Here is a 20,900-nt window from a genome sequence, read left to right as displayed (position 1 = left end):
GCCCGGCGCGGCCTGATGCGGCTGCGGATCTCCGCGTGCGGCGGGGTGTTCGCCGTCGACGGCCAGGTCGTCTGGGACGACTACCTGGACCACCGGCAGGTCGTGCTGGGCACCGACACCGACGAGGTGCTGCGCTGGTTCATCCGCTGGCGCGACCGCGACTCGGTGCCGGAGCGGCACCGGGCCGTCGTCGAGGCCCTGCTGGCCAACGACGTCCTGGTCGCCGAGGGCTCACAGCGGGACGCCCAGGAGCAGGCGGTGCTGCACGCCTGGGGCAGCTGGGGTCCGGTCGCGCGGGCGTACCACTACTCGACCCGGACCACCCGCGGCACCCGCTTCCCCACCCCCGACGAGCCGACCGAGCCGCTCAGCGCTTTCCCTGACACGGAACGGATTCCGCTGCCGTCGGCGGAGCAGGCCCAGTGGCAGCACCGGGATCTGCTCGACGTGCTCCACCTTCGCCGTGACCACCGGGAGTTCGGCGGCGGCCCGGTGCCGCTGACCGCGCTCGGCGCGCTGCTGCAGGTGAGTGCCGTCAATTCGACCGAGCTGTACCCGGCCATCCGGGACGTCGAGGGCGTCAAGCCCGGCGTCTACCACTACGACAGCCGCCGGCACGAGCTCGCCCTGGTCGGCGACGCCGTCTCCGACGCGGAACTGGTCGCGGCCTGCGGCGACCAGCCATGGGTCACCGGCGCCGGCCTGGCCGTGTTCTACACGAGCGTCGTACGGGACCAGGACTCGCCGCGGGCCTATCGCATGCTGCAGCTCGACGCCGGCCACACGAACCAGACGCTCTCGCTGGCCGCGACCGCCCTGGGCCTGCGGACCACGTTCACCGCCGCGATCCGGGACGAGCTCGTCGAGGAGCTGATCGGCTGCGACCCGGCGACGGAGCTGGCCATCGGCTGCGCGATCGTCGGCACCGCTTGAGCGACCCGCGGGAACGGCGCGCCGCGCAGCGGTCCGGCACCGCCCACCAGGACAGCACCAGTCGGGTTCTTCACACGGGCGCGGGCAACGTGCCGAAAACGGACTCCACTCGGCGTGCCAGGTCGAGGAGTTCCCGGTCATGGCCGTGTGCGCCGTCGAGCTCCATTCCGACGGGCAGGCCGTGTCCGGTCAGTGCCAGGGGGATGCTGATGCCCGGCAGGCCGGCTCCGCTGGTGGGAACGGTGTTCTTCGCGAGAAACAGGTCGTTGACCTCTTCGCCCGCGACGGTGAACTTCGACCGATGGTCGATCAGCGGGGCGACGCAGGGCGTCGTCGGAAAGAGCAGCGCATCGAAGCCGGCGCGCGTGAATACGGCGCCGAGCCGGCGCTGCAGCTCCGGCCGATCGACGGACAGCGCCGCCTCGTAGGTCTCCCGAGAAGCAAAGCCCGGCCCGCTCGGCAGGACGAGATGGCTCCACACTTCCCTGAGCTCCGGCTTGAGCCCGTCGTAAATCTCATCGAAGGAAACCGGGAAATCGTTTCGGCGAAGAAACTCCGAGACCGATTCCATCGTCTCACGGAAGAAGATGTTCCACGTCAGCCGATCCGCCATCAGCGAGAAGTCCTCACCGAGGTCGATTTCGACAACTTCGGCGCCGGCGTCCCGTAGGCGCCGGAGCGCGTTCTTGAAGTGCGCTTCCACCTCGGGGTCGATCAACTCCATGTACTGCCTCGGAGCATAGGCGAACTTCGCTCCCTTCAGATCGGAACGACCAGGAGGAGCGGCCACGTCCTTCGTGACGATCCGATCGATCAGCGCGCAGTCCTCGACGCTGCGCGCCAGGACGCCGGTCGTGTCGAGCGTGTGCGAAATCGGCGCGACGCCACCACCCGACCATCGTCCCGTGGTCGGCTTGAAACCCACCACACCACACAGAGACGCGGGCACCCGAATGGAGCCGACCGTGTCACCGCCCAATGCCGCAGGCACGATCCGAGCAGCGACAGACGCTCCGGAGCCACTCGACGATCCCCCCGACACATGATCGCGGCCGTAGGGATTCTTCACCTGCCCGTAGCGGCTGTTGTCCCCGGCGAGCCCGAAGGACATTTCAACGAGGTTGTTCTTGCCGAAGACGATCCCACCGGCATCTTCGAGCGCGGCGACAACGTCGGCGTCGTCGGCCGGCACGAAACTCCCCAGGGTTTCCACGCCGAGCGTCGTACGAAGACCACGCGTCGCGTAGCTGTCCTTCACCCCGATCGGCACGCCGAGGAAGGGAGCCCTGGAACCAGCGGCGCGCGCCTTGTCCGCTTCCCGGGCCGCGGTCAGCACGGCGGATTCATCTATCGTGATGAAGGAGTTCAGGTCGGAGTATTTCCGCGCGCGCCGCAGAAGTGCGGCGGAGTACGACTCGGCCGTGATATCGCCGTCACGGATCGCGGCGGCCGCGGCCGCTACACCAAGTTCAGCCAGCTCGTCGTCCCCTGACACCGGCACCTTCTCGTCTCGCATGAACACCTCTCAGATTCGAAGAAACACGCATCAGCCGGCCGCCATCAGACGTTCGGGGCCGCATCTCCGGGCCGATGGACGCCGGTCCGCACGGGCCCGACCGCCGCGAAGTAAAGCGATCGTTCTACCTGAACGTAGCACGCTCCACGCCCGAAGTAAACCGATCGCTATACTTGTGGCATGGGAACGAGTGAGGCGACGGCCCGTGCCCCCCGAGGCGGGCGCGGTGCGCGGGAACGCATCCTGCACGCCGCGGTGGAGTTGTTCGCCCGCGACGGCATACACGCCACCGGTATCGCGAAGCTGACCGACGTGGCCCACGTGTCGACTCGAACGCTCTACCAGCACTTCCCGAGCAAGGAGGCCCTGGTCAGCGCCTACCTGCACCGTGTCGAGTCAGAGCCGGACGGGCCTGTGCACGTCGAGGCCGCTCTGGAGCGCAGTGATCTCAGCGCACGCGAGCGTCTCCTGGAGCTGTTCGCCGAACTCCCGGCCGACTCGCCACCGCCACAGGTCGAGCGCGGCTGCCCACTGCACAACGCCGCCGTCGAGGCGGCCGGGACGATGCCCGAAGCCGCAGCACTGGTCGCGCGACACAAGAGGGAGTTCACCGCGCGCCTGACCAAAACTGCCGCCGAGGCCGGCGCCCAAGATCCCGAAACCCTGGGACGGCAGCTCGCGGTGCTGTTCGAGGGCGCCCGCGCCCTGTCCACCTCGCTCAACGACACGCAACCGTTCCACGACGTCCGAGAACTGGCCACAACGCTGATCAACCAGGCGACCGGACCGGCCTGACGGCGCCATGTCGGCGGTCGGGACGCCGGTGCACGACGACCTGCTCAGAGCGATTCGGCCAGGGCCGCGAACTCCCGGATGAGCGGGCTGCGGCGGCCGGCCTCCCAGGCCAGGCAGACCTGGTTGGGCGGGATGTCGCGGACCGTCACGTGCACGATGTCCGGCCGTGTGTAGAACGTCGCCGTCGACAGCGGTAGCACGGTGACACCCCGGCCGGTGGCCACGTGCTCCAGCTTCTCCTCCACGGCCGAGAAGTGCCCGACCGCCACCCGGGTGCCGTCCCGCAGCTCGGTGGCGATGTCCCGCCACTCCGGAACCGCGTCCGGATTCTGCAGCAGGTGCTCGTCGGCGAGGTCGGCGATGGCGATCGTCTCCTTGCCGGCCAGCCGGTGATCGGCCGGTAGCACGGCCACCCGCGGCTCGGACATCAGCGGCCGCACCGTCAGCCCGGACTGGTCGACGGGCAGCCGGATGTACGAGACGTCGACCCGGCCGTCGCGCACGACCTCGACCTGGTCGTCCCAGTTGGTGCGCACGACGTTCACGGTCAGCTCGGGATGCCGGTCGGACAACGCCCGCACCGCGGCCGTCACGATCAGGCCGGGCATGAAGCCGACGGTGAAGGAGTTCTGTCCACGGGCGGCCCGACCGACCCGAAGCCGCAAAGCGTTGGCGCCGGCCAACAACGGCCGGGCGTCGGCCAGCAACTGCTCCCCGGCGGCCGTCAGCTCGGTGCGGCGGCGGTCACGGGCGAACAGCTGCACCTTGAGCTCGTCCTCCAGCGCGCGGATCTGCCGCGACAGCACCGGTTGGGCGATGTGCAGCCGCTCCGCCGCCCGCCCGAAGTGCAATTCCTCGGCCACGGCGACGAAGTACCGCAGTTTGCGCAGGTCGACGTCCATCACAGGAAGTATCACCTCAGAAGGGGAACGGAGCCACCGCACCGCCGCGATGCGTGTCGCAACGGGACGACGCCGGCAGGGAGCCGGTCAAGTGGCCCCCTATGAGACCCGAGCCGGCGGGACCAGACTATCTCTGGCCGAGCTCTTCCACCGCACTCGTCGACCGCCATGACCGATTGCCGGGGTCGACCGCGGATGTGGATGTGCCACGGCCGCGGCGTGAGGTGATCTCAGCGATTCGGTCGGCGCGCAACAGCAGTGACGACCGGTGAGGTCGACCCTTCGATCGCGGTGTCGAATCGCGCCCATCATCGGTGGCCACCCTCACCGTCTCGCCATTCCAACCATGGCCGACACCGCCGTGACGACCGACAACACCTGCGAACGACCCGAGAGGATCCTTGCATGGGAGGGAAGGTAGCTATGTCGTCCATGATCAGCCTGCGGAGGATGACGCCAGCGGTCGTGGTCTCCGCAACCGTCGCCGCGCTGCTTGTCGCGCCAATCACGACGCCGGCGTCCGCGACGCCGACGCAGGCGACCGCGAGCACGCCGGAGTTGGTGGTCAGGAACTTCGGCTACAACGCCGGCGGTTGGCGAGTAGACAAACATCCCCGATTCCTGGCCGACGTCAACGGCGACGGCCGCGCCGACATCGTCGGATTCGGCGACGCCGGGGTCTGGGTCTCCCTGGCCCGGGCCAACGGAACCTTCGCCGACCCACAACTCGTCGTCAACAACTTCGGCTACAACCAAGGCTGGCGAGTCGACCAACATCCGCGATTCCTCGCCGACGTCAACGGCGACAGGCGGGCCGACATCGTCGGATTCGGCAACGACGGAGTCTGGGTCTCCCTGGCCCGAGCCAACGGAACCTTCGCCCCGGCGCAGCTCGCCGTCAACAACTTCGGCACCGCCCAAGGCTGGCGGGTCGACCAGCACCCCCGATTCCTCGCCGACGTCAACGGCGACGGCCGCGCCGACATCGTCGGATTCGGCAACGACGGAGTCTGGGTCTCCCTCGCCCGAGCCAACGGCACCTTCGCCGACCCACAACTCGTCGTCAACAACTTCGGCTACAACCAAGGCTGGCGAGTCGACCAGCACCCCCGATTCCTCGCCGACGTCAACGGCGACGGCCGCGCCGACATCGTCGGATTCGGCAACGACGGAGTCTGGGTCTCCCTCGCCCGAGCCAACGGAACCTTCGCCCCGGCACAGCTCGTCCTCAACAACTTCGGCTTCAACGCGGGCGGCTGGCGAGTCGACCGACACCCCCGATTCCTGGCCGACGTCAACGGCGACAGGCGGGCCGACATCGTCGGATTCGGCAACGACGGAGTCTGGGTCTCGCTGGCCCAGCAGAACGGAACCTTCGCCCCGGCACAGCTCGTCCTCAACAACTTCGGCTTCAACGCGGGCGGCTGGCGAGTCGACCGACACCCCCGGCTCCTGGCCGACGTCAACGGCGACGGCCGCGCCGACATCGTCGGATTCGGCAACGACGGGGTCTGGGTCTCGCTGGCCCAGGCGAACGGAACCTTCGCCGCGGCACAGCTCGTGGTCAACAACTTCGGCTACAACCAAGGCTGGCGGGTCGACCAGCACCCCCGATTCCTCGCCGACGTCAACGGCGACGGCCGCGCCGACATCGTCGGATTCGGCAACGACGGAGTCTGGGTCTCCCGTAACTGACCCGGACGGATGATCACGGGGAGCCCTCCGGCGCAGGCCTGATCCTCACGGATCCGGTCCTGCCCGGGGGGCTCCCCGGCCGTCGTCACGGGTGCTGTCGACGAACTTCCGCGGGTCGCACCGAAGCTACAGGGCCAGCTCGGCGACGGCGTCGGTGTGCCGCGGCGCCCAGCCCAGCTCGCGGCGGGCCTTGGCGCTGGTCAGCTGCTGGTCCAGGGCGAAGGCCTCGGCGATCGGCCCCATCCGCTCGGTGGCCTCGGCCAGGTCGATCCGCTTGACCGGCACGCCGACCGCGTGGGCCAGGGCCCGGCTGACCTCGGCGATGGTCGGGTTCTGGTCGTCCACGCCGACGTAGACACTGCGTGGCTTGGCGTCCAGCGCCCGCACGTACAGCTCGGCGAGGTCGTCGACGTGCACCAGCGCCCAGTGCGTGCTGCCGTCGCCGATCTGCGCGAGCTCGCCGTCCCGGCGCGCCGGGTCGACGTAGAACGCCTCGATCAGGCCGCCGCCGTTGCCGTACACCAATCCCGGCATGACGATCACCGGCCGGCCGCCGTGGGCCAGCACCTGCTTCTCGTTGTCCAGGCGCCACGCGGTCAGCGCCGGCGGGGCCATCGGGTGCGTCTCGTCGGCGACGCCGTCGGTGTCGCCGAACACCCAGGTGCCGCCGGTGTGCACGTACGTGCCGCGGTCGGCCAGGCCGTCCTGCATCGCCTGGGCGGCGGCGAGGTCGACCTCGGCGGTCCGCTCGCCGGCCATGCCGAGGTGGATCACGGCGTCGGCGCGGGAAGCCTGCTCCCGCAACACATCCGTGTCCGTCAGCGCGCCGCGCACCGCGGTCGCGCCGGCCGCCTCGACGGCCGTGACGGAGTTGTCGCTGCGGGCCAGTGCGGTCACCTCGTGGCCGTGCCGCACCAGGGCCCGGATGGTCGGCCCGCCGACATAGCCGGAGCCGCCGGTGACGAAGACCTTCATCGCTTGGATCCTTTCTTTGCCTGACAAGAGTTTCGCTCCGGTCAGGCACCGGCGTCCAAGACCCTTTCCCGCCGCTGTGATGCCCTACGGGTATCAGGAGCCGTACTTGCTGGCGCAGATCGCCGGGCCGGCCGAGGTGAAGCCGTCCCGGAACGCCTGCACCCGGGCGAAGCCGGACGGCACCGTGGCGCCGTTCACGTCGGCGGCGATCAGGCTCGAACCCATCAGCATCTCGGCGACGGCCTCGTCCAGGTCCCCGGGCGAGAGCTGCAGCGCGCCCTGGTGGCCGGGCGTGATCGTGCCGGCCCACATGCCGGTCAGGCACGCCGTGAGCTGGCCGGTCGACGGACCGTCGACGGTGTGGCCGGTCGAGTGTTCGACGGCGAGTGCGAACCGCGACGCGATCTCGGCGAAAGCGGCGAAGTCACCGATGCCTCCCTTGGCGCCCTGACGCGGCGGCGTGCCGATCCGCACCAGGTTGGTCAGGTCGAGTGAGATTGTGTTGGTGCCGGGGCAATACGCCGCCGGTGACGTGGTCTTGGCATCCGAACAGGACTGTTGGCCGGCGACGATCCGCGCGTCGCTCCGCGGGAAGGCCGCCCGCAGCGTGGTCTGCAGGTCCCGCAGGGCGCTCTGGTCGCTGACGCGAAGATTTCCCTTGCCCAGGCCCTGGTCCCGGTCGTCCGGGGCGAACTGCTGCTCGGTGATCCGGTTCTGCACCTCGCGCACGTCGATCTGCGCGCATCGCTTGGCGCCGTTGGAAAAGCCGAGCTGGAAGGCCGTCACCCGGTCGAACGCGTCGCCGTGCGCGCCGTCGGCCTGCGCGCTGGTGCCGGCGCTGTCGCGGATGAAGAACAGCGTGGCCAGGATCTGGTTCAGGCCGGGCCCGGTGGACAGCTGGAAGTGCGGCGACCGGCCCTCGGCGACGTTTCGGAAGAACGTGCCGGCATAGCAGTCGGCCTGCTGCTCCTTGACGATCGTCGGCGTGGCCTGGTTGACGCTGCCGAGCCGGAACTGCACGGCGTGGCCGAGTTCGTGGGCCAGCACGGCGACCACGGCCATCGGCCCGAACGAGTCGTCGAGCCGCGGCAGCAACTGCCCGCGATCCCAGGACACGGAGTCGTCGGCCTGGCAGTAGAAGGCGTTGACCAGGCCGGCGGTGCTGGAGTTGCACACCTTGAGCGCCGGCCCGGTCGAATCGTAGGAGACCAGCCCCTTGACCGGCGCGAACTCCTTGCCGAAATCGGCCGGAAGTTCCTTCTCCCAGAAGGCCTGCACGTCCGCGACGGCGTTCGCGGCGAGCTTGTCGACCGCGCTGCCGTCGGAGTTGGCGACGGGCAGGCCGGCGTCGGCGACGCCGGGCCGCGGGCCGCTGTCACCGGTGGTGACGGCGAGGCCGGCGACCTGGTTCGGGTCGGGGCGCTCGACGGCGCCCGTGCCGGCGACGACCGTGGAGCAACCGGCCGTCAGCACCGCGACCGCAGCCAGCACGACAACGGCGGCGGACGCGACAGTCGGGCGGATCATCGGGATTCTCCAGGCGTGACAAGCGGTTCCGGCCGTTCCGGAAGCCGTTCGCGGGATACACGGACGGTTCCCGGCACCGGTTCACGCCGGACGCGAGATGGTGCCCTTTCGATCAGATGGCGTACTTCCAGCCGGTCAGCGCGTACGCCCCGATCCAGCCGCTGACCAGCGCCGATGCGATGAGAACGGCCAGCACGGTGCCGTTGCGGCGGCGGGCCAGCCCGACCGCGACCGGGATCAGCAGCGTGAACGCCGGGACCAGCAGCCGCATCTTGGAGTAGGTCACGCCGCTCGACCCGGCGGTCATCACCACCAACCCGATCCCGTACGCGATGAGCGGCCACGGCAGTTTGCGCAGCACCCCGACCACGCACAACACGATGGCCCCCAACACGACGACCATGTTCGCCGCCTCCATGACGGAGGTGTCGCCGGTCAGCACGTACCGGACGAACTCCCAGGTGTTCGCGCCGAAGTCGAAGGCCGTGCCCCAGCCGGCCTTCTGCACCGCGAACCAGCCGGTCAGGCTGCCGGTGCGGTTCGCGACCCAGCCGAGGAACCCGACCAGCCCGAGCGGACAGACGGCCGCCGCGACCCACGCCTTCGGCGTCCGGCCGTAGATGATCACGGCGACGATCACGATCAGGATCAGCACGCCCGAGCTGGGCCGGACCAGACCCGCTGCCGCGCAACAGGAAGCCGCCAGCCACCAGCGGCGTTCCATGACGCCGACCAGTGTCCACGCGGCCAGCGCGCTGAACAGCGCCTCCGAGTACACCATGGACAGCGTGACCGCCATCGGCGTCGCCGCGAACAACGCGACCGTGATCAGGCCCACTTTGCGGTCGTCGGGCAACCGCGCAATGCCGTAGGCGGCGAACAGCCCGGCGATCAGGCTGGCGGCCACCCCGACCAGGGGTAACGCGGTGTCCGTCAGCCGGCCGAGCATGCCGACCACCAGCGGGTAGCCGGGGAAGAACGCCAGCGTGGTGTCCGGCGTGAAGTTCCCGGCCGCGTCCACCTTGCCGAAGCCCGTGGTGGCGTAGCCGTCGCGGGCGATCGACAGGTACCAGTCGCCGTCCCAGGCCTTGAGCACGTCCAGCAGGGACCGGTCGTGCACGGCGGCGAGCACCCCCAGGATCGCCACGCCGGTGAGGCGGACCGCCAGGTAGACGCCCGCGGGCGCGAGGGCGTGCCGGGCCAGCCGCTCGACCAGCGGGGTCCTCTCGGCGGCTGTGATGAGTTCTGTGCGCAATTGTCGTCCGGTGGGCAGGCGGACGCCGCCGGTCGGCGCCCCGTTCGGGGATAGGTATGCGGTGGGGACGCCGCCGGGTTGCACGCGGTTTTCGATGGCATACTCGGCTCCGGTGGCCAGGGACGACGACTTCAGCGAGTACTTCGCGGCGCGGGCGCATGCCCTGCGGGCGACGGCGTACCTGCTGTGCGGCGACTGGCACCGGGCCGAGGACATCACACAGGTCGCGATGACCAAGCTGTACCTGGCCTGGCCCCGGCTGCGACAGGTCGGGCTCGACGCCTACGCGCGCAAGGTGGTGGTGCGGACGTTCCTCGCGGAGAACCGGCGGCTGTGGCGCAAGCGTGAACACCTCACCCACGAGCCGCCCGAGCTGCCTACCGGATCGGGTGACGCCGAGGAGCGCCTCCTCGTGCAGGCGGCCTTGTCCTCGGTGCCGCCACGGCAGCGGGCCGTGCTGGTGCTGCGCTACTGGAACGATCTGTCGGTCGAGGAGACCGCCGAGGTCCTCGGCTGCTCCGCCGGCACCGTCAAGAGCCAGGCCGCCCGGGGCGTGGCCGCCCTTCGGCGTCGGCTCGGACCACACTTCGACGTGCTCGAACCGGACGGGAGGTGAGCCGTGGACTCCTCCTCCGACGACGAGAAGGTGCGTGCGCTGCTGGCGCGGGCCGGTGACCAGCCCGGGCCGCCGCTGGGCTTCACGCCCGCGGCCATCGCCCGGCGCGGTCGCCGGATCCGGCTGGTCCGCTGGGGCGCGGGCGTGACCGGGGTGGTTGTCGTGCTGGCCGGGGTGACGTTGTCGCTGCTGCTGGTCACTTCGCGGCCGGTGGAGCCGGCCTCGCCGCCGTCTCCCCCGGCCCCCACGTCGACCGTGACGACGACCGTGGACGCCACCACGCCGACCACGACGTTGACCACGTCCCACGGTGCCCCGACCCCGACCTGAGCCCTCAGGCCGGCGGGATCTCCGCGCTGACCACCTTCGCCCCGCGGTCGTCGACCACCGCGACCGAGGCCAGGTCCGCCGGCGCGAGCAGCACCGCCCCATAGATCGGGAAGTCAGGCGTCGCGCTCTGCACCCAGCCGCCGGCCTCGTAGCCCTTGCCGGCGTGGTCGTACGCGAACAGCCGGCAGCGGGTTCCGCTCGGCACCGTCGCCGACTCCACCTCGATGCCCAGCCACCCGTTCGCCGGCGTGACCACCACGTGCAGGCTCGCGCCGCCGTTGCGGCCCGTCGCCTCCCGGGTTCCCGCGACCGGCGGGCCGTCGTCGGTGTCGTTGTCCGCGTGCAGCAGGGTTGGCGGCGGTGCGACGGGCGGCTGCGGGCCGGTGGCCCGGCCGATCACCAAGCCGATGGCCACCAGGGCAGCGATCCCCACTGCCGCGACGACGGTTCGCACCCACATGATGCCGCCACCCTAGTCTGGGCCCCATGTTCGCGAAACTGGCCGAGGACCTCGCCGAGCTGCCGGAGCTGCTGGCGGAGACCCGCACCTACGCCGCCCGCATCCTCGCCGGCCTCGACGACCGTCCGGTGGCCGTTTCCGCGTCCGCCGCCGCTTCCGCTGCGCTGCCCGAGTCCGGCGACGGCCTGCGCTCGGCCATGACGGCGTTCGCCTCGCGCTGGGAACCCGGCTTCGCGGCCAGCGCGGGCCCCCGCTACCTGGGCTTCGTCACCGGCGGCGCCACCCCGGCCGCGTTGGCCGGCGACTGGCTGACCTCGACCCTCGACCAGAACGCCCACGGCTCGGTCGGTTCCTCCGCGGTCGCCCTGGAACGCGAAGCGGTGGCCTGGCTGGGATCGCTGTTCGGCCTGGACATGCCCGGCGCCTTCGTCACCGGCGCGACCATGTCGAACCTGGTCGGCCTGGCCATCGGCCGGGAATGGCTCGGCGCGCAGCTCGGCGTCTCCGTGACGGACGAGGGCCTGCCCGGGCCCGTTCGCGTGCTGTCCGGCACGCCGCACTCCAGCATCGGCAAGTCCCTGTCGGTGCTGGGAATCGGCCGCAAACGCCTGGTTTCCGTGCCCACTCTGCCGGATCGCGAGGCCGTCGACGTGTCGGCCCTGGAACGGGAACTGGCCGCCGGGCCGGCGATCGTGGTGGCCAACGCGGGCACCGTCAACACGGTCGACTTCGACGACATCCGGGCCGTCGCCGACCTGAAGTCCCGCTACGAGTTCTGGCTGCACGTCGACGCGGCCTTCGGTGGCTTCGCGGCCGTGTCACCGGCCTGCGCGAGCCTGCTGGACGGCTGGTCGGAGGCCGACTCCGTGTGCGTCGACCTGCACAAGTGGCTGAACGTGCCGTACGACTCCGCCGTGCAGTTCACCCGCCGCCAGGACCTGCAGGTCCGGGTGTTCGAGAACCAGTCGCCCTACCTCGGCGCCCCCGGCGACGTCCCCGATCCCATGCACCTCACGCCCGAGACCTCCCGCCGGCTCCGCGCCCTGCCCGCCTGGTTCGCCCTCGCCGCGTACGGCCGTGCGGGTTACCGCGAGATCGTCGAACGCAACATCGCCTGCGCCCGGGAAATGGGTTCCCGGCTGGCCGCCAGCCCGGACTGGCGGTTGCTGGCTCCGGTGCGGTTGAACGTCGTGTGCTTCGCCCCGACCACGGGCCAGGTCGCCGACGTGCTCGACGACCTGGCCCGCAGCGGCGAAGCGTTCCTGACGCCCACGGTCTACCGGGGCGTCCCGGCGATCCGCGCCGCCTTCAGCAACTGGCGCACCACCGCCGCGGATGTGGACAGGGTGTGCCGGGCCTTGGGGGTTTAGCAGCGAAGGCCGCAGGCCGCCTCCGCCCCAACCCCCGCGAGTCCCGCTCTCGGACACACCGAAATGCGGTTTCGAGCAGATCAGCCGGTGCTGGCTAACCCGGACTGGTCGGCCGGGTCGCGGTCAGGGCGATCTGTTTCTTCAGCATCCGCCCGCCGTCGGCGGTGAGCCGCAGGTAGTAGTCCGACGAGCACCACGTGCCGTCCTCGTCGAGCGCCCACAGCCCGGAGCCGGCTGGCACCCAGGACCCGTCAGGGGCGGTCTTGGCGATCTGGTTGCCCTCGCCGAACTCGTCGAACATCGAGATGTAGATGCCCTGCGCGCCGACGCGGACCATGTTGTAGAACTGCCGCCACATGAAGTCGCCGTGCGCGCGCTGCCGCTCGGACACGTCGCCGGGCAGCACGCAGGGCTGGTAGTCGATGCCATGGCTGTTGCAGTCGGCCTGGTCGCCGACGTTGATGGTGTTGTAGATGTTGTCGGACTCGCCGGCGTTCTTGATCGCGCCGACCATCCACGGCGAGATCATGTTGAACGCGTGGTAGGTGTCGAGGAACCCGGTCCGGGTGCCGGCGCCGCCGACCCGCCATGCCCTTGGCACGCCGCCGATCACGTAACAACCCTGACCCTTGAACCAGTTGATCACGTCCAGGCAGGTGCCGGCGTCCCACGGGTGGTTGCCGTCGCTGAACCCGAAACCCCAGATGCAGACGACGGGTTTGCCGTTCTGCCGGGCATAGGCCGACGACGCCGTGTGCTTGGACATCTTGTTGGTCCAGTCGGCCTTGATCTCCGACTGCATCGTCGACCAACCGGTGACGTCGTACATGATGTAGAACTTCACGCCGTGCCCCTCGGCCGCCGACCGCACCTTGCCGGCCATGGCATCGCGGGTGGGCCCTTCGGGGCTGTTGGGGTTGAACCGCTGCAGGGCGGCGGTGTCGCAGCCGTACTGGTGCATCCACGCGAAGTGGGTGTCCACGGTCTGCTGGTCGTAGGAGGAGAACAGCGTTGCGGGATTTCCGTTGTTCAGATTGGCGTAGGCGGTCTGGTAGCCGCGGGTGAACTCCCGCATGTCCGGCCACGCCTTGATGTTGTTGTTCGACGGCGACGGAGCCTGGCCGGCGTTCTGGCTCCAGTGCCACCAGGTGTTGATCGGCGCGCCGTCTCCGATGCAGGCGAACCAGCCCTGGTAGCCAACGGTTATCTTGCCCACGACGTCGCCGACCGGGCTGGCCTGCGGACTCGCGGACGCGGTGGGTAAGTATCCGGTGCTCGCCGCGGCGGCCAGCGCCGAGGCGAGAAAGGTGCGTCGAGACAATCCCATGTCGATCACTCCTTGTCATCGTTGACAAGAAGGCCTTGTGGCGGCAAGGACCTCGCCAGTGCCGGGAAGGCTAGGCCGGTTCACGCACGGGAGTCAAGCAGTCCCCAAAAGGATCTAGCACTGTGGACGGTCGAGCACCAGTTCACGGGCGTGCGCGTACCGTTCACGCACCGACGGCACCGGATCCGCCTGGTAGCAGCGGGAAGTGAGCGCGCTCCACTGTGGAGGGTCGATCTGCCCGCGCAACGCCCATGCAGCCTGCCTGGCGGCGCCGTCGGCGACGAATTCGCTCGGTTCGGGAACCACTACGGGGCAACCGAAAACCGTGGGCGCGATCCGACGGACCGCCTCGGATCTGGCCCCGCCGCCGACGATCAGCACTCGTGTCGCCGGAATCCCCAGCTCCACCAAGGCGTCCACGGCGTCGGCGAGGCTGCACAGCAGGCCCTCCACGGCGGCACGGGCGAGGTGCGCCGGCGTGGCGGTGTCGAGTCTCAGGCCGTGCAAGGTGCCGGAGGCATCCGGCCGGTTCGGGGTTCGCTCGCCTTCCAGGTACGGCACGAGCACCAGACCGTCGGCGCCCGCGGGCGCGGCCAGGGCGAGTTCGGACAGCTCGTCGACGCCGATGCGCAGCATCCGTGCCGTGGCGTCGAGCACCCGGGCGGCGTTGAGCGTGCACACCAGGGGCAGGAATCTGCCCTGTGCGTCGGCGAATCCGTTGACGATCGAGCTGCCGGCCGGCTTGACGCTGGACGCGAACGCCGTGCCGGAGGTGCCGATCGACACCACGACATCGCCCGGTTCCGCTTGCACGCCAAGGGCCGCGGCCGCGTTGTCGCCCGCCCCGGCGGCAACCAGCGCGCCGGACCGGAACTGGCCGGCGGCCGCCGCGGGCTCGAGCACGCGCGGCAGCCGGAGCGTGCGACCGAACGCCAGGGTGAGCAGATCCTCGCGGTAGGCACCGGTCGACGGCGACCAGTAGCCGGTTCCGCTGGCATCACTGCGATCCGTGTGGAGCTCGCCGCCGGTCAGCCGCTGCGTCAGCCAGTCGTGCGGCAGGCACACCGCGGCCGTGCGGTCGGCGTTGGCCGGCTCGTGCTCGGCCAGCCAGCGCAGTTTGGTGATCGTGAACGACGCGACCGGCACGCTGCCGACCGCGTCCACCCACGGCTCGGGACCGCCGAGTTCGGACACCAGGTCGGCCGCGGCGGCTGCCGACCTGGTGTCGTTCCACAGCAGTGCCGGCCGGACGACGTCGCCGGACTCGTCCAGGCACACCATGCCGTGCTGTTGGGCGCCGACGGCGAGCGCGGCGACGTCGTCGAGCCCGCCGGCGTCCGCGACCGCCTCGTCCAGCGCCTGCTGCCACGCCGCCGGGTCGACCTCCGTGCCGACCGGGTGGGCGGCGCGGCCCTCGCGGACCAGCGCCCCGGAGTCGGCGTCCCGCACGACCACCTTGCAGGACTGGGTGGACGAGTCGATCCCGGCGACGAGCGTCATGTCAGCGAGCTCCCAACGCGTGCTCGACGGCCAGCTGCTCCAGCTCCACGAAGCCGTAACCGCGAGCGCCGACCGCGTCCGCGTCGAAGTCCGCGTCCGCGGCCCGCAGCTGCGCCACCGTCTCGCCGGGGGCCAGCGTCGGCTCGGCCAGCTCGGCGACCTTCGCGTTCGCCAGCGCCTCCTGCACGGCCGGGTCGGCGCGGAAGGCCGCGGCGCGTTCCTTGAGCAGCAGGTAGGTGCGCATGTTCGCGGCGGCGCTGGCCCACACGCCGGTGATGTCCTCGGTGCGCAGCGGCTTGTAGTCGAAGTGCCGCGGCCCGTCGTAGCCGCCGTTCTCCAGCAGGTCGACGAGGAAGAAGGCGGACAGCAGGTCGCCGTGGCCGAAGATCAGGTCCTGGTCGTAGCGGGGACCCTTCTGGCCGTTGAGGTCGATGTGGAACAGCTTGTCCTGCCACAGCGCCTGCGAGATGCCGTGCACGAAGTTCAGCCCGGCCATCTGCTCATGCCCGACCTCAGGGTTGAGACCGACCAGCTCCTCGTGCTCCAGCGTCGAGATGAAGCCGAGGGCGTGGCCGATGGTCGGCAGCAGGATGTCGCCGCGCGGCTCGTTCGGCTTCGGCTCCAGGGCGAAGCGGATGCCGTACCCCTGATCGACGACGTACTGGGTCAGCACGTTCATCGCCTCGCGGTACCGGTCCAGCGCCGCCCGCACGTCCTTGGCGGCGTCGGTCTCCGACCCCTCACGGCCGCCCCACAGCACGTAGGTGCTGGCGCCCAGCTCGGCCGCGAGGTCGATGTTGCGCAACACCTTGCGCAGCGCGAAGCGCCGCACCGAGCGGTCGTTGCTGGTGAAACCGCCGTCCTTGAAGACGGGGTGCTTGAACAGGTTCGTGGTCGCCATCGGCACCACGAGACCGGTCTCGTCCAACGCCTTGCGGAAGCGGGTGATCCGCTCCTCGCGCACGGCGTCGTCGGAGCCGAACGGGATCAGGTCGTCGTCGTGGAAGGAGACGCCCCAGGCGCCGAGCTCGGCCAGCCGGTGCACCGTCTCGACCGGGTCGAGCGCCGGCCGCGTCGGGTCGCCGAACGGGTCGTTGGCCGGCCACCCCACCGTCCACAAGCCGAAGCTGAACCTGTCCGCCTTCGTGGGCTGCGCGGTCACAACGTCTCCTCCTTAGTTAGTTCAGTGCCCATACTAAGTGCCCGCCGGGCCCTGTCAACCACCGCGCGTCGACATAGGACGACAGGTATCGCCCTCGCGCGGGTGCCCGCGCGAGGATCCGGGTAACGTGAGCCCATGCGGGTCACGATCGCCGAGGTCGCCCGGCGGGCACGGGTGAGCAAGACGACCGTGTCGCGGGTGCTGAACAACAAGTCGGACGTGGACGCCGCGACCGCGATCCGGGTCCGCGAGGTGATCGCCGCCACCGGCTACATCCCCAGCGCCGGCGCGGTCGGCCTGGCCAAGGGGCGTACCAACACCGTCGGCATGCTGGTGCCGGGGCTGACCTGGCCGTGGATGGGCGACGTGCTGCAGGGTGTCGCCGACGTGCTGGAGGCCAAGGGCTACGGCCTGCTGCTGAACACCGTCAACCGGGGCGCCGACTCCATGACCCAGTTCGCCCGGCACGTGTCGGCGAAGGCGTTCGACGGGCTGCTGCTCGTGGAGCCGCCCGACACCCTCAGCTACATCCAGTCGCTGCACGAGTCCGGGCTGCCCGTCGTCATGATCGACGACCGTGGCCACCACCCCGGCTTCCCCTCCGTCGCCACCAGCAACCGCGCCGGCGCCGCCTCCGCCGCCCAGCACCTCGCCTCCATCGGCCGCGACCGGGTCGTCATGATCACCGGGCCGGCCGAGTTCGGCTGCACCGTCGAGCGGGTGCAGGGCTTCCGTGACGTCATGGCCGAGAAGACCCTCGTGGAGGGCGACTTCACGCCGGAGAGCGGGCTGGCCGCCATCCGCGAGGTGCTCCGCTCCGGCGTCGAGTTCGACGCCGTTTTCGCACAGAACGACATGATGGCCGTCGGCGCCCTGGACGGCCTCCGCGAGGCCGGCCGTTCCGTGCCCGAGGACGTCGCCGTCATCGGCTTCGACGACATCGCCCTGGCCACCCACGCCGTGCCGGCCCTGACCACCGTGCGCCAGCCGTCCCGGGAGATGGGCGAGGCCGCCGCCACCATGCTGCTGGACAACCTCCTCGACAACACACCCCTCCCCGCCGAACCCCACGTAGTCCCGACATCCCTGGTAATCCGCGACTCCGCCTGACCCCCGGCGAGTCACGCTCTGGGGCACCCCGAATGTAGGTTTCCGGCAGAACTGAGCCCCGCGGCTCAGTTCTGCTCCGTTCTTACATTCGGTGTGCCTGAGAGCGTGACTCGCGGGGGTCGGAGCGGGGCTCGACGGCAGGGGGTGTCGGGCCCCGCTCCGGGGATCAGCTGCCGGTGGTCACGGCGATGGTTCCGGTGAGGGGCAGGTTCCGCGACGAATCGCCGACGAAAACGCCGTAGGAACCGGGGTTGGTCGTCCACGCGGAGCCGTTCCAGTGGGCGAGGTCCCGTGGCGTCAGGGTGAACGTCACGGTCTGGCTCTGGCCGGGCGTCAGGGTGATCTTCTGGTATCCCTTCAGCTGGTGCGGCGGCTCGCCGTTGCCCGCCGGCTGTCCGATGTAGAGCTGGGGCACCTCGGCGCCGGCCCGGCTGCCGGTGTTGGTGACGGTGGCCCGCACGGTCGCGGAACCGTTGGCCTGCGCGGAAACGGACAGGTTCGAGAAGCCGAAGGTGGTGTACGACAGGCCGAACCCGAACGGGAAGAGCGGGGTGATGTTGCGCGAGTCGTACCACCGGTAGCCGACGTTCATGCCCTCGGAGTACTCGATCCGGTCGTTGGCCCCGGGGAACTGCTGCACGTTGGCGGTGGGCATGTCGGCGATGCTCTTGGGGAACGTCACCGGGAGCTTCCCGGACGGGTTGACGTCGCCGAACAGCAGAGCGGCGACGGCGTTGCCGTTCTCCTGCCCCGGATACCAGCCCTCGATCACGCCGGCCACGTTGTTCAGCCACGGCATGGTGACGGCGGAACCGGTGTTCAGCACGACGATCGTCCGTGGGTTGGCGGCGGCGACGGCGCTGATCAGGTCGTTCTGCGAGAACTGGAGGTCGATCGAGGCCAGGTCGTCGGTCTCGCTCTCGCCGTACGACGCGAACACGACGGCCACGTCCGACTTCTGCGCCAGCGCGACGGCGGCGGGAATGTCCGGCGTCTGAACGTGTTCCCCGGCGCCGGCGACCCACTGCACGCTGACGCCGCTGCCGGCCCGCCTGGTGATGCCGTTGATCGGGTTGACCGCGGCCGGCGACGGGTTGACCTTGGCGCTGCCGCCGCCGATGTTCTGCGGGTCGATGGCGTCCCCGCCGAGCAGCGCGATCGACTTCAGCGACGACGCGTTCAGCGGCAGCACGCCGTTGTTCTTCAACAGCACCGATCCCTGCGCGGCGACGTCCTGCGCCACCTGGGTGTGCGCGGCGCTGGTGACGACCGCACCGGTGTTGCCGGTGGCGCCGTGGTCGAACAACCCGAACCGGAACATCTGGGTCAGCACCCGCCGGGTCATGTCGTCCAGAGTGGACTGGCCGACCTTGCCCTGGTTCACGGCGTCGAGCAGCGCCTGCCCGAAGAACGCGCCGCCGGGCATCTCCATGTCCAGCCCGCCGTTGGCCAGCTGCGGCGCGCCGCCGGTGGCCGAACCCCAGTCGGAGCCGATGAAACCGCCCCAGCCGGTGTCCTGCTTGAGCGCGGTGTTCATGACGGCCGAGTCCTGGCAGGCCGGCGTGCCGTTGATCTGGTTGTACGCGCACATCACCGACGCGGCCTGACCCTGCGTGAGGGCGGTCTGGAACGCCGGCAGGTAGATCTCGTGCAGGGTCCGGTCGTCGATGATCACGTTGTCCGACGGCGTTCCCCGGGACGCCCCACCCTCGACGTTGTACGCGGCGGCGTGCTTGATCTGCGCCATCACGCCCTGGCTCTGGATGCCCTGCACGGTGCCGACGGCCGTCTGCCCGGCGTGGTACGGGTCCTCGCTGTAGGTCTCGAAGTCCCGGCCCCAGCGCGGATCCCGGACGATGTTGATCGTCGGGCCGAGCACGACGTTCGCGCCCTTGCCGGCGAACTCCTGCCCCATCACGGTCCCGTACTGCTTGGCCGCGTTGACGTCCCACGTCGCCGCCAGCGCCGTCGGGTCCGGCAGCTCGGTCACGCCGTCGAGGCTGTCGCCGACGCCGGCCGGCCCGTCCTGCAGCCCCATCGCCGGCACGCACAGCGCCGGAATCGGGTCGGTGTTCCCGATGTACGGCCCGGTGGCGCCGTTGCCGTGCAGCACGACGACCTTCTGCGCGTTGGTCATCGCCGCCATCAGCTGGTTCACCCGGTCGGCGATCGGCGCGGTCGACTTCACCCACGGACAGTCGCCCTGCGGCGGCTGCGTTGTCGTCGTGGTGGTCGGCGGCGCGCCGACCGTGTGGATGACGAACTCCCACAACGAGTAGCCCCACTGGGTTGCCCGCTGGGTGCCGTTCATCCGCACGTACCGGCCGGAACCGTTGACGGTCAACGTCTGGTTGCCGGCGACGCCGGCCATCGGCTGCGTCAGGTTGGTCCAGTTGTTGCCGTCACTGGAGATCTGCAGTTGGAACGACGACGCGTACGCCGCCTCCCAGTCCAGTTCGGCACCGCAGACCTGGCGCACGCTGCCCAGGTCGACGCGAATCCACTGTGGGTCGGCGGCGAGACTCGACCACCGGGTACCGGGATTCCCGTCCACCGCAGCGGAAGCCGGGAACGCACCGGCGTCCTGTGTGGACGATGCCAGCACCGGCTGGTTCAGGGCCGAGTTCACCGTGGTGTTGCACGCGGCCGAGGCGTCATCGCCGAAGACCTGGAGCTCCCACAGCGAGTAGCCCCACTGGGTGGCGCGCTGCGTGCCGTACATCCGCACATACCGGCCGGATCCGGACACCGACAGCGTCTGCGTGCCGGCAACGCCCGCGGTCACGGGCGTCAGGTTGGTCCAGTTGGCGTTGTCCGACGAGACCTGGATCTGGAACGCCTTGGCATAGGCGGCTTCCCAGTTCAGCACGACCTGGGACAGCGCGTGTGTGCCGCCGAGGTCGACCTCCAGCCACTGCGGGTCGGCGGCGAGGCTCGACCATCTGGTGCCGGCGTCGCCGTCGACCGCGGCCGAGGCGGGGAAGGCGGCGTTCTCGGTGGACGACGAGGTGGCGTTGTGCCCCTGGGAGAGCAGGGCGGGCGCGGCGTGTCCCACGCCGGGCACGGTCAGCAGGGCGGTCACGATGACGGCCGCGAGCGCGGCGAACAGCCACGCAGGCCAGCGGGCAGGTGTCATGGGTGCGGCGAACCCTTCGCGCGGTGGGCAGGGACCGGCGGCTCGCGGTTCGCCGGCCGGGAGGTGGGCCCGGCCGTGGGATCGCTCTCACCTCAGGCTACGAACGTTGTCAACGCCCTGCTCTTGACGCCCGGACGCCCGCGTTGTTAACTGCACCACACAACCTCCGGAACCGGTTCCGGAGCCCTGCCGACCCGTCGGTCCCGCTCCCTGGCTCGCGGGGGTCGACGGCCGAAAACGCCTGCTCAGAACCCGGCACGGGCAGTGGGGCCCGCGCCGGCACACCTCAGA

General features: G+C 70.3%; 17 protein-coding genes. 7 read left to right on the top strand and 10 right to left on the bottom strand.

What is annotated here, in order from left to right; all coding sequences use genetic code 11:
• The first annotated feature begins 15 nt into the window (after positions 1–15).
• On the top strand, positions 16–933 hold the full coding sequence (locus BJ998_RS30885) for a SagB/ThcOx family dehydrogenase (RefSeq protein ID WP_221338179.1): 918 nt from the start codon (positions 16–18) through the stop codon (positions 931–933).
• 70 nt (positions 934–1,003) lie between these two features.
• Here the strand turns inward: BJ998_RS30885 and BJ998_RS30880 are convergent, their stop codons facing one another.
• Positions 1,004–2,449 (bottom strand): amidase family protein, encoded by a 1,446-nt coding sequence (locus tag BJ998_RS30880; RefSeq protein ID WP_184866846.1) that lies wholly within the window; start codon positions 2,447–2,449, stop codon positions 1,004–1,006.
• A 180-nt stretch (positions 2,450–2,629) separates the two neighbouring features.
• Between BJ998_RS30880 and BJ998_RS30875 the strand changes: the two genes are divergently transcribed.
• Positions 2,630–3,244 carry a TetR/AcrR family transcriptional regulator gene (locus tag BJ998_RS30875; protein ID WP_184866845.1) on the top strand — a complete coding sequence of 205 codons (615 nt, stop codon included), beginning with the start codon at positions 2,630–2,632 and terminating at the stop codon, positions 3,242–3,244.
• A 44-nt stretch (positions 3,245–3,288) separates the two neighbouring features.
• Here BJ998_RS30875 and BJ998_RS30870 read toward each other — a convergent pair whose 3' ends face one another.
• Positions 3,289–4,146, bottom strand: coding sequence for a LysR family transcriptional regulator (locus BJ998_RS30870; protein WP_184866844.1), 858 nt, complete (start codon positions 4,144–4,146; stop codon positions 3,289–3,291).
• A gap of 450 nt (positions 4,147–4,596) precedes the next feature.
• On the opposite strand from BJ998_RS30870, the gene BJ998_RS30865 reads away from it, so the two are divergent.
• Positions 4,597–5,841, top strand: a complete 1,245-nt coding sequence (locus tag BJ998_RS30865; RefSeq protein ID WP_184866843.1) for an FG-GAP repeat domain-containing protein — start codon at positions 4,597–4,599, stop codon at positions 5,839–5,841.
• 126 nt (positions 5,842–5,967) lie between these two features.
• Here BJ998_RS30865 and BJ998_RS30860 read toward each other — a convergent pair whose 3' ends face one another.
• From BJ998_RS30860 to BJ998_RS30850, 3 genes are all read right to left on the bottom strand, one after another.
• Positions 5,968–6,816: an NAD-dependent epimerase/dehydratase family protein gene (locus tag BJ998_RS30860; protein WP_184866842.1), complete on the bottom strand. Its 849-nt coding sequence runs from the start codon at positions 6,814–6,816 to the stop codon at positions 5,968–5,970.
• Between the two features lie 93 nt (positions 6,817–6,909).
• Positions 6,910–8,343, bottom strand: coding sequence for a neutral zinc metallopeptidase (locus tag BJ998_RS30855; protein WP_184866841.1), 1,434 nt, complete (start codon positions 8,341–8,343; stop codon positions 6,910–6,912).
• Positions 8,344–8,455: 112 nt separating this feature from the next.
• Positions 8,456–9,598 (bottom strand): putative hexosyltransferase, encoded by a 1,143-nt coding sequence (locus BJ998_RS30850; RefSeq protein ID WP_246488692.1) that lies wholly within the window; start codon positions 9,596–9,598, stop codon positions 8,456–8,458.
• A gap of 112 nt (positions 9,599–9,710) precedes the next feature.
• Here BJ998_RS30850 and BJ998_RS30845 point away from each other — a divergent pair, with 112 nt between their 5' ends.
• Both BJ998_RS30845 and BJ998_RS30840 read left to right on the top strand, forming a co-directional pair.
• On the top strand, positions 9,711–10,214 hold the full coding sequence (locus BJ998_RS30845) for a SigE family RNA polymerase sigma factor (protein WP_376775940.1): 504 nt from the start codon (positions 9,711–9,713) through the stop codon (positions 10,212–10,214).
• Positions 10,215–10,217: 3 nt separating this feature from the next.
• The gene (locus BJ998_RS30840) at positions 10,218–10,544 is read left to right on the top strand and encodes a hypothetical protein (RefSeq protein WP_184866839.1); all 327 of its coding nucleotides are present in this window, start codon (positions 10,218–10,220) and stop codon (positions 10,542–10,544) included.
• Between the two features lie 4 nt (positions 10,545–10,548).
• On the opposite strand, the gene BJ998_RS30835 is transcribed toward BJ998_RS30840, so the two are convergent.
• Complete coding sequence (locus tag BJ998_RS30835; protein WP_184866838.1) at positions 10,549–11,004, bottom strand: hypothetical protein; 456 nt, start codon at positions 11,002–11,004, stop codon at positions 10,549–10,551.
• 26 nt (positions 11,005–11,030) lie between these two features.
• Between BJ998_RS30835 and BJ998_RS30830 the strand changes: the two genes are divergently transcribed.
• On the top strand, positions 11,031–12,374 hold the full coding sequence (locus BJ998_RS30830; protein WP_184866837.1) for a pyridoxal phosphate-dependent decarboxylase family protein: 1,344 nt from the start codon (positions 11,031–11,033) through the stop codon (positions 12,372–12,374).
• Between the two features lie 94 nt (positions 12,375–12,468).
• Here BJ998_RS30830 and BJ998_RS30825 read toward each other — a convergent pair whose 3' ends face one another.
• From BJ998_RS30825 to xylA, 3 genes are all read right to left on the bottom strand, one after another.
• A complete protein-coding gene (locus tag BJ998_RS30825) occupies positions 12,469–13,701 on the bottom strand; it encodes a glycoside hydrolase family 99 protein (RefSeq protein WP_184866836.1) in 1,233 nt (410 codons plus the stop codon).
• Between the two features lie 114 nt (positions 13,702–13,815).
• Positions 13,816–15,201 carry a xylulokinase gene (xylB, locus tag BJ998_RS30820; RefSeq protein WP_184866835.1) on the bottom strand — a complete coding sequence of 462 codons (1,386 nt, stop codon included), beginning with the start codon at positions 15,199–15,201 and terminating at the stop codon, positions 13,816–13,818.
• Between the two features lies 1 nt (position 15,202).
• Positions 15,203–16,363: a xylose isomerase gene (gene xylA, locus BJ998_RS30815; protein ID WP_184866834.1), complete on the bottom strand. Its 1,161-nt coding sequence runs from the start codon at positions 16,361–16,363 to the stop codon at positions 15,203–15,205.
• Between the two features lie 135 nt (positions 16,364–16,498).
• Here xylA and BJ998_RS30810 point away from each other — a divergent pair, with 135 nt between their 5' ends.
• Positions 16,499–17,473, top strand: a complete 975-nt coding sequence (locus tag BJ998_RS30810) for a LacI family DNA-binding transcriptional regulator (protein ID WP_184866833.1) — start codon at positions 16,499–16,501, stop codon at positions 17,471–17,473.
• Positions 17,474–17,639: 166 nt separating this feature from the next.
• On the opposite strand, the gene BJ998_RS30805 is transcribed toward BJ998_RS30810, so the two are convergent.
• Positions 17,640–20,609: a glycoside hydrolase family 3 C-terminal domain-containing protein gene (locus BJ998_RS30805; RefSeq protein ID WP_184866832.1), complete on the bottom strand. Its 2,970-nt coding sequence runs from the start codon at positions 20,607–20,609 to the stop codon at positions 17,640–17,642.
• Positions 20,610–20,900 lie beyond the last annotated feature (291 nt).

The sequence above is a fragment of the Kutzneria kofuensis genome, assembly GCF_014203355.1.
GTDB lineage: Bacteria > Actinomycetota > Actinomycetes > Mycobacteriales > Pseudonocardiaceae > Kutzneria > Kutzneria kofuensis.
This window is presented reverse-complemented; position numbering and strand designations above follow the sequence as displayed.

What these genes read in the sequence shown, in the direction of transcription:
- BJ998_RS30810 (WP_184866833.1), top strand. Translation starts at nt 16,499, where the DNA reads ATGCGGGTCACGATCGCCGAGGTCGCCCGGCGGGCACGGGTGAGCAAG.
- BJ998_RS30825 (WP_184866836.1), bottom strand. Translation starts at nt 13,701, where the DNA reads ATGGGATTGTCTCGACGCACCTTTCTCGCCTCGGCGCTGGCCGCCGCG.
- BJ998_RS30880 (WP_184866846.1), bottom strand. Translation starts at nt 2,449, where the DNA reads ATGCGAGACGAGAAGGTGCCGGTGTCAGGGGACGACGAGCTGGCTGAA.
- BJ998_RS30870 (WP_184866844.1), bottom strand. Translation starts at nt 4,146, where the DNA reads ATGGACGTCGACCTGCGCAAACTGCGGTACTTCGTCGCCGTGGCCGAG.
- xylB (WP_184866835.1), bottom strand. Translation starts at nt 15,201, where the DNA reads ATGACGCTCGTCGCCGGGATCGACTCGTCCACCCAGTCCTGCAAGGTG.
- BJ998_RS30855 (WP_184866841.1), bottom strand. Translation starts at nt 8,343, where the DNA reads ATGATCCGCCCGACTGTCGCGTCCGCCGCCGTTGTCGTGCTGGCTGCG.
- BJ998_RS30835 (WP_184866838.1), bottom strand. Translation starts at nt 11,004, where the DNA reads ATGTGGGTGCGAACCGTCGTCGCGGCAGTGGGGATCGCTGCCCTGGTG.
- BJ998_RS30885 (WP_221338179.1), top strand. Translation starts at nt 16, where the DNA reads ATGCGGCTGCGGATCTCCGCGTGCGGCGGGGTGTTCGCCGTCGACGGC.
- BJ998_RS30830 (WP_184866837.1), top strand. Translation starts at nt 11,031, where the DNA reads ATGTTCGCGAAACTGGCCGAGGACCTCGCCGAGCTGCCGGAGCTGCTG.
- BJ998_RS30865 (WP_184866843.1), top strand. Translation starts at nt 4,597, where the DNA reads ATGACGCCAGCGGTCGTGGTCTCCGCAACCGTCGCCGCGCTGCTTGTC.
- BJ998_RS30875 (WP_184866845.1), top strand. Translation starts at nt 2,630, where the DNA reads ATGGGAACGAGTGAGGCGACGGCCCGTGCCCCCCGAGGCGGGCGCGGT.
- BJ998_RS30805 (WP_184866832.1), bottom strand. Translation starts at nt 20,609, where the DNA reads ATGACACCTGCCCGCTGGCCTGCGTGGCTGTTCGCCGCGCTCGCGGCC.
- BJ998_RS30860 (WP_184866842.1), bottom strand. Translation starts at nt 6,816, where the DNA reads ATGAAGGTCTTCGTCACCGGCGGCTCCGGCTATGTCGGCGGGCCGACC.